Annotated in this window: 10 protein-coding genes; 5 read left to right on the top strand and 5 right to left on the bottom strand. The window is 68.4% G+C overall.

Annotated features, from left to right (window positions below; genetic code table 11):
• The first annotated feature begins 32 nt into the window (after window positions 1-32).
• The 4 genes from ACWDV4_RS12450 to ACWDV4_RS12435 all read left to right on the top strand — a co-directional run bounded on the left by ACWDV4_RS12450 (window position 33) and on the right by ACWDV4_RS12435 (window position 10,817).
• Window positions 33-722 (top strand): LuxR C-terminal-related transcriptional regulator, encoded by a 690-nt coding sequence (locus ACWDV4_RS12450; RefSeq protein WP_449977425.1) that lies wholly within the window; start codon window positions 33-35, stop codon window positions 720-722.
• A gap of 371 nt (window positions 723-1,093) precedes the next feature.
• Window positions 1,094-7,417 carry a polymorphic toxin-type HINT domain-containing protein gene (locus ACWDV4_RS12445; protein ID WP_449977423.1) on the top strand — a complete coding sequence of 2,108 codons (6,324 nt, stop codon included), beginning with the start codon at window positions 1,094-1,096 and terminating at the stop codon, window positions 7,415-7,417.
• 24 nt (window positions 7,418-7,441) lie between these two features.
• Window positions 7,442-9,409 (top strand): HEAT repeat domain-containing protein, encoded by a 1,968-nt coding sequence (locus tag ACWDV4_RS12440; protein ID WP_449977420.1) that lies wholly within the window; start codon window positions 7,442-7,444, stop codon window positions 9,407-9,409.
• 430 nt (window positions 9,410-9,839) lie between these two features.
• A complete protein-coding gene (locus ACWDV4_RS12435) occupies window positions 9,840-10,817 on the top strand; it encodes a glycerophosphodiester phosphodiesterase family protein (protein ID WP_449977417.1) in 978 nt (325 codons plus the stop codon).
• Between the two features lie 36 nt (window positions 10,818-10,853).
• Here ACWDV4_RS12435 and ACWDV4_RS12430 read toward each other — a convergent pair whose 3' ends face one another.
• From ACWDV4_RS12430 to ACWDV4_RS12410, 5 genes are all read right to left on the bottom strand, one after another.
• On the bottom strand, window positions 10,854-12,005 hold the full coding sequence (locus tag ACWDV4_RS12430; protein ID WP_449977415.1) for an MBL fold metallo-hydrolase: 1,152 nt from the start codon (window positions 12,003-12,005) through the stop codon (window positions 10,854-10,856).
• A 99-nt stretch (window positions 12,006-12,104) separates the two neighbouring features.
• On the bottom strand, window positions 12,105-13,124 hold the full coding sequence (locus tag ACWDV4_RS12425; RefSeq protein WP_449977412.1) for a serine hydrolase: 1,020 nt from the start codon (window positions 13,122-13,124) through the stop codon (window positions 12,105-12,107).
• 161 nt (window positions 13,125-13,285) lie between these two features.
• Window positions 13,286-14,047 carry a succinate dehydrogenase/fumarate reductase iron-sulfur subunit gene (locus ACWDV4_RS12420; RefSeq protein ID WP_449977409.1) on the bottom strand — a complete coding sequence of 254 codons (762 nt, stop codon included), beginning with the start codon at window positions 14,045-14,047 and terminating at the stop codon, window positions 13,286-13,288.
• Window positions 14,044-15,981, bottom strand: a complete 1,938-nt coding sequence (locus ACWDV4_RS12415; protein WP_449977406.1) for a fumarate reductase/succinate dehydrogenase flavoprotein subunit — start codon at window positions 15,979-15,981, stop codon at window positions 14,044-14,046. Before ACWDV4_RS12415 ends, ACWDV4_RS12420 begins: the two co-directional genes overlap by 4 nt.
• A 2-nt stretch (window positions 15,982-15,983) precedes the next feature.
• The gene (locus tag ACWDV4_RS12410; protein WP_449977403.1) at window positions 15,984-16,661 is read right to left on the bottom strand and encodes a succinate dehydrogenase cytochrome b subunit; all 678 of its coding nucleotides are present in this window, start codon (window positions 16,659-16,661) and stop codon (window positions 15,984-15,986) included.
• An 80-nt stretch (window positions 16,662-16,741) separates the two neighbouring features.
• Here ACWDV4_RS12410 and ACWDV4_RS12405 point away from each other — a divergent pair, with 80 nt between their 5' ends.
• The gene (locus tag ACWDV4_RS12405; protein ID WP_449977760.1) at window positions 16,742-17,689 is read left to right on the top strand and encodes a LysR family transcriptional regulator; all 948 of its coding nucleotides are present in this window, start codon (window positions 16,742-16,744) and stop codon (window positions 17,687-17,689) included.
• Window positions 17,690-17,748: the final 59 nt, after the last annotated feature.

Genomic DNA, 17,748 nt, shown 5'->3' with positions numbered 1-17,748 from the left:
GCCCCGCCGGCGCACCGGCATAGCATCGGGCCGTGATTCGACTCGTCATCGTGGACGACCAGGCGCTGGTCCGGGAAGGGCTCTCCCTCATCCTCGCCGCACAGTCGGACCTCGAGGTGGTCGCCGCGTTGCCGGACGGTCCGGCCCTGCTCGACTTCGTGGACCGGCAGCCGGACGCCGCCGAGGTCGTACTGCTGGACCTCTACCTGCCCGGAGCCGACGGGGTGCAGACCCTGGAGCGGCTCCGTCGAGGGTTTCCGCAGGTCCCGGCCAGGGTGCTGATGCTGACCACGATCGGTCGGGCGGCGGAGATCCAGCGGGCGCTCGCCGCCGGGGCGGACGGATTCGTGCTCAAGGATGCCACCGGTGACGAGTTGGCCTCGGCGGTACGGGGAGTCCACGGCGGGGTTACCACGTTGAGCACCTCAGCAGCGGAGGCCCTGTGGCCGGGGCGACGCAACGGGGCGAATGGACCTCGGCCCGGATCGGAGATCGACCCGCTCGACTCACCCGCAGGTCGGGTCGCCTTGTTGACGCCACGGGAACGCGAGATCCTCGACCTGCTGGCCGAGGGGTTGGCGAACCAGGAGATCGCCCGGTCCCTGCACCTTGCCGAACGCACGGTGAAGACCCATGTCAGCAGCGTGCTGGCCAAACTCGGGGTGACCAGCCGGACGCAGGCGGCCCTGCTGGCCCGTGACCTGTCCGGCCTACGGCGATAGGTCTGCCCGGCGTGCGTCCACTGCGGAGCATCGCTAATCCATTGATCAAATCCGAAGAAGCGCCGATTCCGGATTTGATCCAGACAATTGAGGGGCGCCTACTTATGCCCGGATGTCGCCAGGGCGACACTCAATTGTATTGAATTTCATGGATTTGGCTCCATAGGCTGTCGGGGCGTATCGCCGATCCGAATGCCCACCCGGCGAGGGGAGCTGTCGTAGTGAAGCCCATGTACGCGCGAGTCCACCGTGCTCGGTGGCTGGTTCACCTTTGTGGACTGGCCCTGGTGGTGTCCCTGGTACCAGGCGTTCCGGCGGCCGGGGCCGCGCCGCCGGGGCCGGTGCCCAAGGCCGTTCCCGGAGCCGGCCCTGTGTCACGTCCACTGCCCGCCACGGCAGTGCCCAATGAGGCGCTGCCGGATGAGAAACGGATGCCGGTCGTACCGCTCGGCGTTGCCGCCGGTGGCGGTGCCCGCAAGCTCTCGGCGGCCGAGTGGGCTGGCGTGCCGAAATCGGGCGCGACCCGTACCGTCGCCGCCGCGGACGAGGTCTTCACCGACGCGCTGCTGCGGCCTGGTTTCGTCATCGGGGATACCTCGCTGGTGGCCTACTTCAACCTGCGCGATGAAACGCCCGCCTGGTCATCCTGGCGAGCGACCCTCTACGAGGCGGAGTCCGGCACCGAGCAGGCCTCCACCACGCTGACCCGGGCCGACCTGGACCGGGCCGCCTGCTCGGCGCAGCGGGAGTACTGCCGCTCGTTCGGTGGTGGCGACGGCTGGACCGTTGACCCGGCGAAGAACTACTTCATCACCTTCACCGCGCTGCTCGACGACGGGGGCGAGGTCGTCTCGGCACCCTCCGACCAGGCCCGGCCCCGGGTCACCATAGACCCGCCGGAGATCGCGAACCCGCAGGCCGCAGGTTGCGGCTGTGGCAACGCGCTCGCCCTCACCGGCGCCGGACCGGCGAACCGGGCGATCGGGGTCAACACCAGTACCGGCGCGTTCAGCCGGGTCGAGCCCGACCTGGGGATGAGTTCTTATGGCGTGCCGTTCTCCTCGGTACGCACCTACTCCTCGGCCAACCCCAGCCCCGGTGGATTCGGCCCGGGGTGGGCCTGGTCGTACGAGATGCGGGTCACCGTGAACGAGCAGGGTGCGGTGGTTCGGGCCGAGGACGGGGCAGAAGGTCAGTATCGGCTGGTCGACGGGGCCTACCAGCGGCCGGCGGGGGTCCGTTCGACGCTGCGCCGCGCCGGGGAAGGCTGGGAACTGGTCACCCCGACGCAGATTACCTACCGGTTCGACGCGCAGGGCCGGCTGGCCTCGATCACCAATGCGCGTGGCAAGGGCGTCACGCTGGCCTACACCGACTTCGGGGTGACACTCACCGACGCCTCCGGCCGTACGGCGGTAGCCAAGATCGAGTCTGGGCTGATTCGTGAGATCAGTTTGCCCGACCACCGCCGGGTGCGGTTCTCCTACGAGAACGGGGCCCTCACCGCCGCCCAGGATGCCCGCGGATACGTCTGGCACTACCGCTATGGCCCGACCGGGCAGCTCATCGAGGTGGTCAACCCGAAGCGTGTGGTCGAGGTGCACAACGAGTACGCCGACACCGGCCGGGTGGTGAAGCAGCGCGACGCGCTCGGCAAGGAGACCACCTTCGCCTGGGACGCCGCTGCGCAGGAAGCCACCACCACCGACGCCGACGGGGTGGTGATCCGGGACGGCTACCGCCGCAACGTGCTGGTCTACAGCCAGCGTGGCAATCGTGACTCCGACAACCACCGCTACGACGCCTCGCTCAACCGCACTCTGGTGGTCAACGGCAAGCACAACCAGCATGAGGCCGGCTACGACCCGGCCGGCAACCGGACCTCGCAGACCGCCCCGCAGTCCCTCAACTTCACCGAGGTCACCAAGTACGACTCCCGGAACAACCCGATCGAGTACGTCGATGGTGAGGGCAACCGCTGGCGGGACACGTACAACGAGTTCAACGAACTGGTGAAGAGCGAGGACGCCGAAGGCAACACGATCACCTACCGGTACGACGACCGTGGCCTGCTCGTCGAGAGCACCGACCAGCGAGGCAAGGTCACCCGATACGAGAACCTTCCGGACGGCGACCCCAACGCCGGACTACCGAAAGCGGTCGTCTCGCCCGAGGGGCGGCGTGCGGAGGTCCGGTACGACCGGGTCGGCCGGACGGTGGCCGCGATCGATCCCCGAGGAACCGTCGCCGGGGCGGATCGCGACGACTACACCACCCGATACACGTTCGATGCTCAGGACCGGACCGTCGCGGTACGGCAGCCCGGCAAGCACGGTAGCTGGCGCACCGAGTACGACGAGCTGGGCCGCACCAGCCGGACGACCACCCCGACCGGGATCAAGACCGAATACCGGTACTTCGACAACTCCCTGCTACGCACGGTCAACGATCCGCGCCGCACCATCTCGTACCGCTACACCGACGCTGGCCGGCGGGCGGCCAGCACGGTGGAGATGAAGCACGGGCCGGACCAAGTGACCACCTATGCGTACAACGGCAAGGGGCTGCTGCAGAAGGTCACCTCGCCACGCGGCAACCTGCCCGGCGCGAACCCGGCCGACTTCACCACCACCTACATCTACGACGCCAACGACAACCCGATCCGGGTCGACCGTCCGTACCCCGGCGGCCAGGTGGTCAGCCGGGACATTGGCGTGGACGACCTGGACCGCACGGTCTCCAAGACCGACGAGTTCAACAAGACCTCCCAGTTCGAGCGGGACAACACCGGCAACGTCCGGTCCACGACCGACAATCTGGGGCGTAAGTCCCAACTGGAGTACGACCGCAACGGCCGGCAGACCGGGATCAACGACCCGGGCGGCAGTGTCACCAAGTTCACCTACGACGAAGCCGGCAACAAGACCAAGGCGGTCTCTGCCACCGGAGGCGTGACCACCTGGGAGTACGACGACGACGGTCTGCTGGTCAGCTCGACCGAGCCACGCGGCAACGTCGAGGGTGCCGACCGGGAGCGGTTCACCACCCACTACGAGTACGACGCGGCCGGTAACACCGTCAAGGTCACCGACCCGTTGGACCACGTCACCGGCTACCGCTACGACGCGAACAACCGGTTGACCTCGGTCACCGACGCGAAGAAGCGCAGCACGTACTACACCTACCGCGAGGATGACCTGATCCGGACGGTGCACACCCCGGATTCGCCGTACGACCCGCGTCACCCGGAGCAGCGCTCCACCGTCTACGACTACTTCGGCGACGGCCTGTTGGCGTCGGTTCGCGACCCGGAGGGGCATCGCAACTGGCTGGCCTACGACGAGGCGGGCCGGCTGGTCAAGCAGACCGATCCACTGGGCCGACGCGTCGAGATCGGCTACGACGTCGAGAACAACGTCGTCTCCGCCATCACCGTTCGCGAACACGAAAAGCTCACCCGCGAGCAGCGGGCCAAGCGGACCATCGTCGACAGCTACGACATCGTCGGGCGGCGGGACAAGCGGACGCTGGGCAGCGAAGGGCCGGTCTACACCTGGGGCTACGACGCCAAGGACCGGACCACCTCGTACGGCGACCCGCTCGGCGTGCGGAAGGTGACCTACGACGACGAGGACCAGATCAGCGAGGTCGTTCGCACCGAGGCGGGCGGCGACATCGAGAAGTTCGACTACGGCTACGACGTACGAGGAAACATCACCAACCGGTCCTACCCGGACGGCACCCGGGTCACCACCGCCTACGACGCGGACAGCCGAATCACGGCGCTGACCGCCGCCGGTGGGGCGGTCGGGCCGAACCCGGCGACCTGGCAGTTCGGCTACGACGTAGCCGGTCGGCGGACCAGCACCACTCTGCCGGCGGTGACCGGACTGGTCGAGCGGCGCGGCTATGACGACGCCGGCCGGCTGACCAGCATCGGTACGGAACGGATCGCCGAGTCCCCGCAGGGGAAGGCGCCCGGCGGTACCCGTGCCCGCGGCGGCGACGACGTCCCAGGGGCGCCGACCCAGGTGACCGCCCAGCCGGGGGCCGGACTGGCAGTGGTCTCCTGGGAACCGCCGAAGGAACACGGCCGGTCCGACATCGGCGGGTACGTCGTCACCGCGTCGCCCGGTGGCCGCACGGTCACCGTGGACGCGCCCGCCAGCACCGCAGTGGTCAACGGACTGGACGCCGGCACCTCCTACACCTTCACGGTCGCCGCGTACGACAAGAAGGGGAGCGGGCCGGTCTCGGCCGCCTCGGAGCCGGTGGTGCCGGTGGCGGTACCGCAGGACCCGGTCTCGTCGTACCAGTTGGACCTGGACGAGGTGGGCAACCCGACGCGGGTGGTCACCACCCGGGCCGGGGTCTCCGAGTCGGTGGCGTACTCCTACGACAAGGTCGATCGGCTCACCTCCGCCTGCTACGGAGTGGCCTCCTGCGGTGAGCGGACCAAGCCGGTCGGGCGGATCGACTACAGCTACGACCTGGTTGGCAACCGGACCAGCCAGAAGCGTTCTGGTAGCGCTGGCAACGATGTCACCACCTACTTCTACGACGATGCCGACCAGCTCACCAAGGAGGTGATGAAGGAGCCCCGGCACGTCACCACCAAGGAGTACGACTACGACCTGAACGGTAACCAGGTCAGGTCGGGCACCGACCGGCTGGCGTACCACCTGGACAACTCACTGGCCAAGGCGACCGTGGCCGGGCAGGACACGACCTACGCGTACGACGCGGCCGGGCTGCGGCTGACCGGCACCACCAGCGCCGAGGGGGACACGTTCACCCAGCGCTGGACCTGGGACGTCAACGGCACCCTGCCGCAGATCGCCATCGACTCCGTCACCAACGCCGCCGGGCAGACGGTGGAACAGCGGGGCTTCACCTACGGGCCGGACGACGAACCGTTGGCCCTGCTCGACCCGGCCACGGGCGCACATTCGTACAGCCACGACTGGCTCGGCGGGGTGGCGAACATGCTCTCCCCGGCCGGTACCCCCGAGATCGGGTACGACTACGACCCGTTCGGCAACCCGCGTGCTGGCCCGACCCTGCAGCCGGGGGCACCTGCCGAGAGTGGCGGAACCGGCACACAGGCCACCGCGCCGGAGAACCCGCTCCAGTTCACCGGCGCCTACCAGGACTCCAGCACCGGTAACGGCAACTACTACCTCCGGGCGCGCAACTACGATCCGAGCACCGGACGGTTCAGCTCGACCGACCCGATGGCGCAGGGCGGCGCGGCGACGTCGGCCTACACGTACGCCGACAACAACCCGACGTCGTACACGGATCCGACCGGAATGGCACCGGCCCCGGACAACGGCGGTACGCCGGCCCCGGCGACAGCGAACACCGGCCCGAGTCCGGAGGAACTGGCCAAGGCACAGCAGATCCAGAGCAAGAGCGTGCTCGATGTGGTGCTGGAGGCCGGCGGCCAGATCCTGATGGAGTTCCTCGGGATCAACGACATCATCAGCTGCCTCAACGGCGATCTGGGCGCCTGCGTCTCGATGGTGATCGGTGCGCTGCCCTGGGGGAAGATCTTCAAGGCGAAGAAGATCGCCGAGGCGATCTTCCGGGCCGGTAAGGCGGTCGTCACCTTCTTCCAGGAGATCAAGTGGGCCCGGGCCATCATCCAGGGCGCGGAGAAGGCAGCCGAGGCGGCCAAGGCAGCGGCGGCGGCAGCCGCCAAGGCGGCGGCGGAGAAGGCGGCCAGAGCCAAGGCGGCAGCCGAGGCAGCAGCCAAGAAGGCGGCCGCTCGGGCAGCGGCTGCGGCCAAGGCCAAAGCGGCCAAGGCCAAGGCCGCAACCAAGAAGGGCTCCGGTAAGTCCGATAATCCCGACAAGCCCAATGATGGCGGAAGCCCCAGCAAGTGCCGGAACAGCTTCGTAGCCGGCACGCTGGTCCTGCTCGCTGACGGCAGCCGCAAACCGATCGAGAGTGTCGAGCCGGGCGACGCGGTGCTCGCCACCGATCCGGAGTCCGGCCGTACGGAGGCACGACAGGTCAGCCACACCATCCGTACGGACGACGACAAGGAATACGTCGACCTCAGTGTCGTGGACGACGACGGTGGTTCGGACACCATCACCACGACCGATCACCACCGCTTCTGGTCCGTGACGCGTGGCGACTGGGTGGAGGCGGGACAGCTCAAGCCCGGCGAGCTGCTCCGTACCTCCGCCGGCACGCACGTGCAGCTCGGCGCGGTCCGCCACTACCAGGCAAACCAGGTCACATACGACCTGACCGTCGACGATATCCACACGTACTATGTGCTAGCCGGTGACGAACCGGTACTCGTACACAACTGTGACGACCCGGGCTGCCCGTGCACGAGCCTGAAGCAGGTCGCGAACGAGGCCGAAGATGCAGGTGCCCAATTTGCCTCCGAGTACACGTCGGCATCCGGCAACGTCTTCCGTGCGGACAACGCGGAGTTCGTCCACCTCAGCCCGGAGTTCCGGGCTGCGTTGCCGGAGGTTGGTCACCCGTCGTTGATGTGTTCGGAAGTCAAGTGTCTGGCAAAGGCATTCGAGGCCTCGGGCGGTGATCCTGAATCTATTCGAGGCGGCAGTATGAGAACAGTGCACGTAGGGGATTTGAACGGCAGGCATGGTAGCGGGGCGAGACCCTGTCAAGGCTGCCAACGACTCCTGCGAGCGCTTGGAATCCGTTTCTAGTCCCTTCGAGAGGCCGGCGCGCGGGTGGATCTGAGTAGCAGACTCGAGGACGTTGCGTGGGCGCGGCTTGAGCACGCGTACGACAACGCGGCGGACCTTCCCGCGCTGCTGCGGGAGATCGGCGGAGCGGAGCATCCCGAACACATCGTCGGGATGCTCCGCGACCGACTGGTTCACCAGGGTTACGTGGTGTACTCCGCGACAGTGGAAGCCCTCCCGATCCTCGTGGACATGGTGTTGGAAGACAGCTGTCCCGCCCGGCCAGCGATTGTCCGGTTGATCGGTGACCTCGCCCGGGAGGCCGCCCGGGTCGGGCCAGAGCAGGAGACGAAGGTCCGCTGGTCGCGGATGTGGCGCGGGAGGCTGCCCCTGATGGCCGATCTGCTGCGCGATGGCGACGTCGAGGTGCGGCGCGTCGCTCCGTCACCGTTGGCTTCGGCGGAGTTCGACCAGGACCGGTTCCTGGAGCGGTTGCTGCATGTGTGCGCGGAGGAGCGGGACGAGCCGGCGCAGCTGGGGCAGCTGATTGCCGTCGCCGACCTGCTGCCTGCGGTCCCGGTGGCCGTGCGGGACGCGGCGGTCAGCCGGGTGGCCGAGATCGTGTCGGGCGGGTCGCCGCAGGTGCGGATGGCGGGTGCCTTCGTGCTGCGTCAGGTCGAGCCGGTTGGCGCCGACGTCTTTCTCGACGCGCTCCGCGCGCCCGATGTCGAACAATGGCGGCGGACCTGGTGCGTGCCCGGCCGGCGCCAGTCGGTCGTGTCCTGGGTCGACAAGCGGCTGCAGGAGGACCGGGACCTTCGCCTGGGCCTCGGGAAAGGGCTGGTTGCCTCGGCCGACGCGGCGACCCGGACCGCAGGGTTCAAGGTGCTGATGCGGGTCGCGTCGAGATGGCGGTCCCCGATGGTGGACGTCGCCGCCGCAGGGTTCCACGCGCTGGACGATCCGGACGAGCCCGTCAGCAGCAGAGCGCTGTTCGCGCTCGCGGTGTCCAGGTCGCGCGAGCCTGAGCACGCCGATCGGCTCGCGGAGCTCGCCGGGGGCCCGGACGGCTACCCGCGGCTGGCCGCGATCTGGGGACTGGCCCGGATAGGCGACTCCCGGTGTGTGCCGCACCTGCTGTCGTCCCTGCGGTCTGAACACCTCGGATACCGCCCTCACCAGGTGTACGAGGGGACGGTGTCTCATCCCGTCCTTCCGTCCATAGACGAGATCCTGCTGGAGGCGGCGGCGTGGTCCGACAGGCTGCTTCCTGGCGTCGTGCAGCGGTTGGCGAGCACGCCAGCGGGCCCTGAGCGTCGCGCGCTCCTACGGGCCGTCGCAGGGTGGGGGCCGGAGGCCAAAGCAGCGCTGCCCGTGTTGGTGGACGGCCTGACAACACAGGACCCGACCCTTGAGATCATTGCACTCGCCGCAATCGGCGCGAGCGCGTCCGAGGTGCCGATCGGACTGCTACGACCAGCGTTCCAGCGGGTATCCGCAGTGCCGGGCGTGGACCGGATCGAGTTGATTCGCGCGTACACCCGGATCACCGCCGACGTTGGACCGGTGCTCGCCGAGCTGCCTGACGCCGGATCGGATGAACCGCTGTCGGCGTCGGCTCTACATCTGATCGGCGCGCTGGGACCGGCCGGTGCGGACTACGCCGGCCGCCTCGAACAGCTTATGCCCGGACTGGGCACGTGGGCGACACTCGGTGCGGCGAGGTCGCACTGGGAGATCACCGGGGAGGTCGGGCCCGGTGGCCAGGCCCTAGCCGGGCTCCTTGTCGATCTCGACGGGGGCCGGCCAGCGGTCAACGCCGACCTGCTGGCGCTCAGGCGGATAGCAGAGATGGGGTTCGTCGATCCCGCACTGATCAGCGTGTTGTGGTTTCTGGTGCGGGCCGAGGTGCGCGTCACCGGCCCGGCAGGCGGATGGCAAGGTATCGATCTCGACGAGATGATGGCCGGAATTGCCCGCCGCATTCTCGACGCCGGAGAGGGGGGTACATAACGGCTGGTTATCGGGTGGCAAGACTGCCGGTGGGGTACGGCGGTTGGCCGTGGTGGCTGGGGCGAAGTTGACCGTCGGCCACGAACTGCGGACGTTCGATGACGAGATCGGGCGATCTTCTTGGTGCCGAGGCCGGGGACGAGATCCCGGCGGACGTAGGCGGCATAGTGGGTATGGGTGTTATCGCGGAGCCAGGCGACTCCGGTATCTAGAGATCGATGCGCGCGGCGATTCTGCGGTTCTCAGGTAGACCACGGCAGCGGGCTGTACCGCCCAGACCGGCCCGAAAGACGTAGATCGACTACATCCTTCGCCGGTTCCCGCGACGGGCGAGCATCGCGATGCTGGTGCCCATCCGACTGGCACCGAGGAGATCCTTTTCGTGGTTGCGCCCGTACCCCACCGCCGCCAAGCACCATCGCGTCGGCCGATGTCCCGACGGCGGCGTGTCCTGTACATCCTGCTCGCCAGCGTGCCGGTGTTGACCGGCTTCGTCTACGTCAACAACAGTTCCTGGCTGGCTGGTAGCGACGGTCGGCGGCCGCTGCTGTTGGCGCATCGAGGGCTGGCGCAGACCTTCGGATTCGAGGGGATGACCAACGACACCTGTACGGCGGAGCGGATCCACCCGCCGGAACATCCGTACCTGGAAAACACCCTCGACTCGATGCGCGCCGCCTTCGACGCCGGGGCGGACATCGTGGAGTTCGACGTCCAGGTGACCAAGGACGACCAGCTCGCGGTCTTCCACGACGCCACGCTGGAGTGCCGCACCAACGGCACCGGGAAGGTAGCCGACCACACCATGGCCGAACTACGTCGCCTCGATGTGGGTCACAACTACACCGCCGACGGGGGTGCCAGTTTTCCGCTCCGGGGCAAGGGGCGCGGCCTGATGCCCACCATCGAAGAAGTGATCACCGCCTTCCCCGGCCGGGAACTGCTGATCCACCCCAAGAACGCGAACCCGGCCGAAGGCGAACGACTGGCCGCGTACCTGGCCACGCTGCCAGCGCAGCGGCTGACCACCCTCACCGTGTACGGCGGCGATGAGCTGGTCGCGGCGGTGTCGGCCCGGCTGCCCCAGCTTCGGGTGATGTCGAAGGCGATCATCAAGGACTGTTTGTTCAGCTACGTCGGCGTCAGCTGGACCGGATACGTGCCGGAGGCCTGCGCGCACCGGCAGCTGCACATTCCGGAGTCGTACGTCCCCTATCTCTGGGGCTGGCCGAACAGGTTCCTCGACCGGATGCGGGAGGCGGACACCCGGGTCGTGATCGTGGCCGGCTCGGGCGAGTTCTCCGAAGGGTTCGACGACGCCGAGGCGTGGTCCCGGCTACCAGAGGGGTACTCGGGTGTCGTCTGGACCAACCGGATCGACCGGGTGGCGGGATTGCGGGACCGCTGAGGCGAGGACGGCGTGGGCTGCGGACCGCTGAGCCGGTCAGGCGATGGCCCGCCACCAACCGTCGACCGGGGGCGGGTCGTCGACCACGACCCGTTCACCCGGTCGGGGTACGGCCAGCCGCACGTCGCGGGCCGTCGCCTCCCGTAACAGCCGCTCGACGGGGTCGGCCCAGGAGTGTATGGCGAGGTTGAAGGTGGCCCAGTGCACCGGGATGAACAGGCCGCCGCGTAGGTCGAGGTGGGCGGAGACGGCGTCCTCGGGGAACATGTGGATGTTGGGCCAGGCCGGGTCGTAGGCACCGATCTGCATCAGCGTCGCGTCGAACGGACCGTGGGTCGCCCCGATGGCGGCGTAGCCCTCGAAGTAGCCGGAGTCCCCGGTGTAGAAGACCCGCCGGGTCGGGCCGGCGACCACCCAGGAGCCCCAGAGCGTACGGTCCCGGGCCAGGCCCCGGCCGGAGAAGTGCCGGGCTGCCGTGGCGGTCAGCGTCAGCCCGGCCAGGGTGACACTCTCCGCCCAGTCCAGCTCGATGATCCGGCTTGCCGGTACGCCCCACCGGTCGAGGTGGGCACCCACGCCCAGCGGCACCAGGAACGGGGCGGACTGGGTACGGCACAACGCCTTGACCGTGGCCATGTCGAGGTGGTCGTAGTGGTCATGGGAGATCAGGATCGCCTCGACCGGGGGGAGCTGCTCGATCGGCACCGGTGGCGGGTGCAGACGGCGCGGGCCGACCAGCCGGGACGGGGAGCAGCGCTCGCTCCAGACCGGGTCGACCAGCACCCGACGTCCCTCGATTTCGATCAGGGTGCTCGCGTGGCCGTACCAGAGGATGTTCAGTTCGCTGGCGCTGGCGCTGGCGCTGGCCGGCACGGGAGCGGCGGTGGTTGGAGTGCGGACCGGCACGGTGCCGGTCGGTCGGCGGCGGTGGTCGCCGAAGAGAAGTTCGCGCAGGGTGTTCCGGCTGGTGTCGGCCAGGTCGATACGGGTGGTGACCGGATTCTGGAAGGTCTTGCCCTGAAACTGTGGGGAGCGGTGGATCCGGGCTGCGCGGGCACCTCGAGGTCGGCCGCCGAGCGCGGCCGGGATGTCGCGTAGTGTCCAGGCGGCTGCGCCGAGTACGGCCAGGGCCAGCAGCCGGCGGGTACGACGGTGCCGCGTCCGCGCCGTGCCGGTGTCCGTCCCCATGCGTTGCCGCCTTTCCTGTTGTACCCAACCCACGGTAGATCACCGTGAAGCTGGCCGGTCCCACTGTCAACTCGACCATGGGACCAGCCAGCCGTCCGGTCAGCCGCCGTTGGTGGGACGGTACGCCGGGGCTTGCCGCTGCACCATGGTTGCCGTGGTGAGGTCCTTGACCGCGTCGTAGAAGAAGCGGCCCATCACGGCGCTGGCCTGCCGGACCGGGTGGGTGGCACCGTAGTTGTCCGGCTCAGCCTGACCGTCGGCGAACATCGCGTAGGTCAGCACCGCCGCGCCGGCCGGGTTGAAGATGATGCCCACCTCGTTACGGCCGTCGGCGTACCAGCCGGCCTTGGTGGCGACCCGCAGCCGTTCGTCCGAGGACATGTTGCGGCGGATGCCATCGGTGAACGCGATGGGGGAGCGCAGCGCGGTCAGCAGGAAGTTGGTCGACGCTGCGGACAACAGGGTGCCGTTGACCAGGGCCTGCAACAGGTTGTGGGTCTCCCGGGGCGTGGTGGTGCCGAGGAAGAACCGGTTAGGGCTGGAGCCCGGCTGGACCTGGGTGTTCGGGTATCCCTTGTCCGTCAGGATCTGGTTGATCTCCAGCGTCGGGCAGACCAGGCCGCAGATCCGGACCGCCGTGTCGTCCGAGACGGTCAGCAACGCGGCGAGCCCGTGGCCGAGCGTCACCGAGCTGGGGTAGGCCCCGTCGAGGCTGAAGATGCCGTCGCCACCCGGGATGACCAGCGTCGAGGTCACGTCGATCCGCTGGTCGAGCGTGATCAGTCCCCGGTCGACCTTGTCCAGCACCGCGGCGGCGACCGCGATCTTGTTCACGCTGTACGCCTGGACCACGTCGTCCGGATTCTTCTCGATCACCGGGGTCACGCCACCGGCCGTACCGGCGATGCTGATGTAGGTCCGCCACTGCCCACCGGCCCAGGCCGCCGCGTGTTGGTAGACGGTCTTCACCTGCTGGGCGGGCGTCCCGGTAACCGCTGGCTCGGGGACGGCTGAGGTGCTTGATGCCGCCGAGGCCGGCGTGGTATTGCCGAGCACCAGCCCCGCAGTCGCTGCCGTTCCGATGCCCAAGGCTGCCCTACGGTTGATTCTGGTTGCCAAGTCGCCACTCCCGTTCTGGAAGGGGTGTGTTTCCCCCGTGATCGTGCTGCCTGGGTGACGATAGGCAAAATATTGGTCGATGGCCGCCCGTGGGAGCGACCATCGACCATCGACTGGCTAGTACGGCCAGTTCAGAGCTATGTGGACAGTGTCGGCCCGAACTACGTTCCCGGCGTGTCGTTGTGGATGGCCGATGCCTTCATGAAGTCCCGGTTGAGCCGACCGATGCTGGTCAGCGGGATTTCCTTCGGACAGGCGACCGCGCATTCGCCGATGTTGGTGCAGCCGCCGAAACCGGAGGCGTCGTGCTCGGCCATCATGCCGATGACCCGGGTGTACCGCTCCGGCTGACCCTGCGGCAGCAGACCCAGCTGGCTGACCTTGGCAGCGGTGAACAGCATGCCGGAGCCGTTCGGGCAGGCGGCGACGCAGGCACCACAGCCGATGCAGGCGGCGTTCTCGAACGCCGCGTCCGCGTTGGCCTTCGCCACCGGCTGGGCGTGCGCCTCCGGCGCGCTGCCGGTCGGGGCGGTGATGTAACCACCGGCGGCGATGATCCGGTCGAACGCCTCGCGGTCGACGACCAGGTCCTTGATCACCGGGAACGCCTTGGCCCGCCACGGCTCGATGTCGATCGTCTCGCCGTCGCGGAAGTGCCGCATGTGCAGCTGGCAGGTGGTGGTGGCCCGTTCCGGACCGTGCGGCTCACCGTTGATGACCAGGCTGCACGCCCCGCAGATACCCTCGCGGCAGTCGTGGTCGAAGGCGACCGGCTCCTCGCCGTCCAGGGTCAGGCGCTCGTTGAGTACGTCGAGCATCTCCAGGAACGACATGTCCGGGGAGACATCCTCGACCTTGTAGGTGACCATTCGACCCCGGTCCTCGGGGCCGGTCTGGCGCCAGATACGAAGGGTCAGGTTCACTTGTAGCTCCGCTGGGTGGGGTGGACGTATTCGAAGACCAGGTCTTCCTTGTGCAGCACCGGCGGCTGGTCCGCCCCGGTGAACTCCCAGGCGGCGACATAGCTGAAGTGGGCGTCGTCGCGCTGCGCCTCGCCGTCGGGGGTCTGGCTCTCCCCCCGGAAGTGACCGCCGCAGGACTCGGTACGGTGCAGCGCGTCGATGCACATCAGCTCGGCCAGCTCGAAGAAGTCGGCCACCCGGCCGGCCTTCTCCAGCGCCTGGTTGAGACCCTCGCCGGTGCCGGGCACCTTGACCCGCTGCCAGAACTGCTCGCGCAGCGCCCGGATCTCGTCCAGCGCCTTACGCAGCCCGGCGTCGGTACGCTCCATGCCGCAGTGTTCCCACATGATGCGGCCCAACTCCCGGTGGAAGGAGTCGACGGTGCGGTCGCCGTTGATGGCGAGCAGCCGGGTGACCCGGTCCTCCACGTCGGCCCGGGCCTGCGCCACCTCGGGGGTGTTCTCGTCGATCGGCGGGAGCGGCCCGGCGGAGAGGTAGTCGGCGATGGTGTTCGGCAGTACGAAGTAGCCGTCGGCCAGGCCCTGCATCAGCGCGGACGCGCCGAGCCGGTTGGCGCCGTGGTCGGAGAAGTTGGCCTCACCGACCACGTACAGCCCGGGGATGGTCGACTGGAGGTCGTAGTCGACCCAGAGGCCACCCATCGTGTAGTGCACCGCGGGATAGATCCGCATCGGCACCTCGTACGGGTTCTCGCCGGTGATCCGCTGGTACATGTCGAACAGGTTGCCGTACCGCTCGGCCACGACCGACCGGCCGAGTCGCTTGATCGCGTCGGCGAAGTCGAGGTAGACGCCGAGGCCGGTCTGTCCCACCCCCCGGCCGTCGTCGCAGACGTTCTTGGCGGCCCGGGAGGCGATGTCCCGGGGGACCAGGTTGCCAAAGGCCGGGTAGATCCGCTCCAGGTAGTAGTCGCGCTCGCTCTCCGGGATGTCCTTGGGGGAGCGCTTGTCGCCGGCCTGCTTCGGCACCCACACCCGGCCGTCGTTACGCAGCGACTCGCTCATCAGGGTCAGCTTCGACTGGTGGTCGCCGGAGACCGGGATGCAGGTCGGGTGGATCTGGGTGTAGCAGGGGTTGGCGAAGAGCGCGCCCTTGCGGTGCGCCCGCCAGGTGGCGGTGACGTTGCAGCCCTTGGCGTTGGTGGAGAGGTAGAAGACGTTGCCGTAGCCGCCGGAGGCGAGTACGACCGCGTCGGCGAACTCGGTGCTGATCTCGCCGGTGACCATGTCCCGGACGACGATGCCCCGGGCGCGGCCGTCGACGATGATCAGCTCCAGCATCTCGTGGCGGGAGTTCATCTCCACGGTGCCGCGGGCGATCTGCCGCTCCAGCGCCTGGTACGCCCCGAGCAGCAGCTGCTGTCCGGTTTGCCCCCGGGCGTAGAAGGTCCGCTGTACCTGCGCGCCACCGAAGGACCGGGTGTCCAGCAGGCCGCCGTACTCCCGGGCGAATGGCACGCCCTGTGCTACGCACTGGTCGATGATCTCCACCGAGATCTCGGCCAGCCGGTGCACGTTCGACTCCCGGGCGCGGAAGTCGCCGCCCTTGACGGTGTCGTAGAAGAGCCGGTGGATGGAGTCACCGTCGTTGCGGTAGTTCTTGGCGGCGTTGATGCCACCCTGCGCGGCGATCGAGTGGGCCCGGCGCGGACTGTCCTGGTAGCAGTAGGACTTGACCTTGTAGCCCAGCTCACCCAGGGTGGCGGCGGCCGAGCCGCCGGCCAGGCCGGTGCCGACCACGATGACGGTCAGCTTGCGGCGGTTGGCCGGGTTGACCAGCTTGACGCCGAACCGGCGGTTGCCCCACCGCTTCTCGATCGGCCCATCCGGTGCCTTGGTGTCGGCGATCGGGTCGCCCTCGGTGTAGAGACTCATGATCAGCGCACCAATCCGAAGAGAACGGCGAACGGAACCGCCAGGAACCCGGCGCAGAGCAGGACGGAGAAGACGAGCGCGACCGCCTTGGCGGTGCGCTGCCCGCGGGGGGTCTGCTGACCCAGGGTGCGCAGCGCGCTGTAGACGCCGTGGCGCAGGTGGAAGCCGAGGGCGACGATCGACAGTGTGTAGAACAGGGTCACGTACCAGCGGCTCGGCGCGAAGTCGGCCACGACGTTGGCGAACGGCCGCTGCGGGTCGCCCACCGGGTTGAGCGTCCCGGTGGTCAGGTCGAGGATGTGGTAGATCACGAAGAGCAGGATGATCACGCCACCCCAGCGCATGGTCCGGGCCGCATAGCCGGTACGGACCGGCCGGCGGTGGGCGTACTTGACTGGCTGGGCCACCCGGGAGCGCCTGGCGAGCACGGTGGCCGACGCGATGTGACCGATCAACGCAACCGACAGCAGCACCCGCTGGATCCAGATGAACCAGGTGCCGGGCAGAATCGGGGCGCCGAACTCACGCAACCAGTGCGCATAGTGATCGAAGGACGTCTGGCCGGCGAAGACCTTCAGGTTGCCCAACATGTGCGCGATGAGGAAGAGCACCAGAAGGATGCCGGTCACCGCCATGACGATCTTGAGACCGATCGAGGAGCGGAGCGGCGAACGGGACATGATTACCACTCATGTGACGCTAGGAGAGCTCTCATCAGTCGTCCAATGCATCATCAGCGCAGTTCCGATAGCTGTAAGCTATTAAGGTGCAGCTCCATCAGCTGAAATACTTCGTAGCCGTCGCAGAAGTACGACATTTCACCCATGCCGCCGATGTTGTGGGCATCACCCAGCCGTCATTGAGTAAGCAAATTCACGCCCTCGAAGCGGACCTCGGGGCGCCGCTCTTCGAACGAGTACGGGGCAACATCACCCTCACCGCCGCCGGCGAGGTGCTTCTGCCGCTCGCCAAACGGATCCTGGCCGACGTCGAGACCGCTCGCCGAGAGGTGCAGGAACTCGTCGGTCTGCGCCGTGGCCGGGTACGCCTCGGCGCGACCCCCAGCCTGTGCACCTCGCTGGCACCGGAGGTGCTGCGCCGGTTCCGGGACAGCCACCCCAACGTCGACCTCCGGGTGGAGGAGAGCGGCTCCCAAGACCTCGTCCGTGACCTGCTCCGAGGCGAACTCGACCTGGCGCTGATCATCCTGCCCGCGCACGGCCTGGACCCCGCACTGCGGGTCGAGCCGATCCTGCGGGAGAGCCTGGTGGTCGCCTCGGTCCACCAACTGCCGACGGTCGGCCCCACCGGCACCGTACGCCTGGCGGATCTACGGGACCAGCCGCTGGTCATGTTCCGGGCCGGGTACGACCTGCGTGACGTCACCCTCCAGGCCTGCCGCCGAGCCGGGTTCGAGCCGACCCTGGCCGTCGAGGGCGGCGAGATGGACGCCGTGCTCAGCTTCGTCGAGGCCGGACTGGGCGTGGCCCTGGTGCCCGGCATCGTGGTCGCCCGCCGGCCGGCCATCCGGGTCACCCGGCTCGCCCCGCCGGGAGTGCAGCGCACCATCGCGGTCGCCCGCCGGCGGGAGGCCGAGCCGACCAACGCGGCCCGGGCGCTACGCCGGATCCTGCTCGACTACGTCCGTACCCCAGCGGAACGAGGCAACCTGCCGGCGGGGGTAGAACCGTTGGCCGCCACCGGCTGACCGACTCGGACCGGTCCGGTCCAGGCGGCCCGACCGGTCCGGTCCCAGCCCGTCCGAAT

It is taken from the genome of Micromonospora sp. NPDC003197, assembly GCF_053590565.1.
This window is presented reverse-complemented; position numbering and strand designations above follow the sequence as displayed.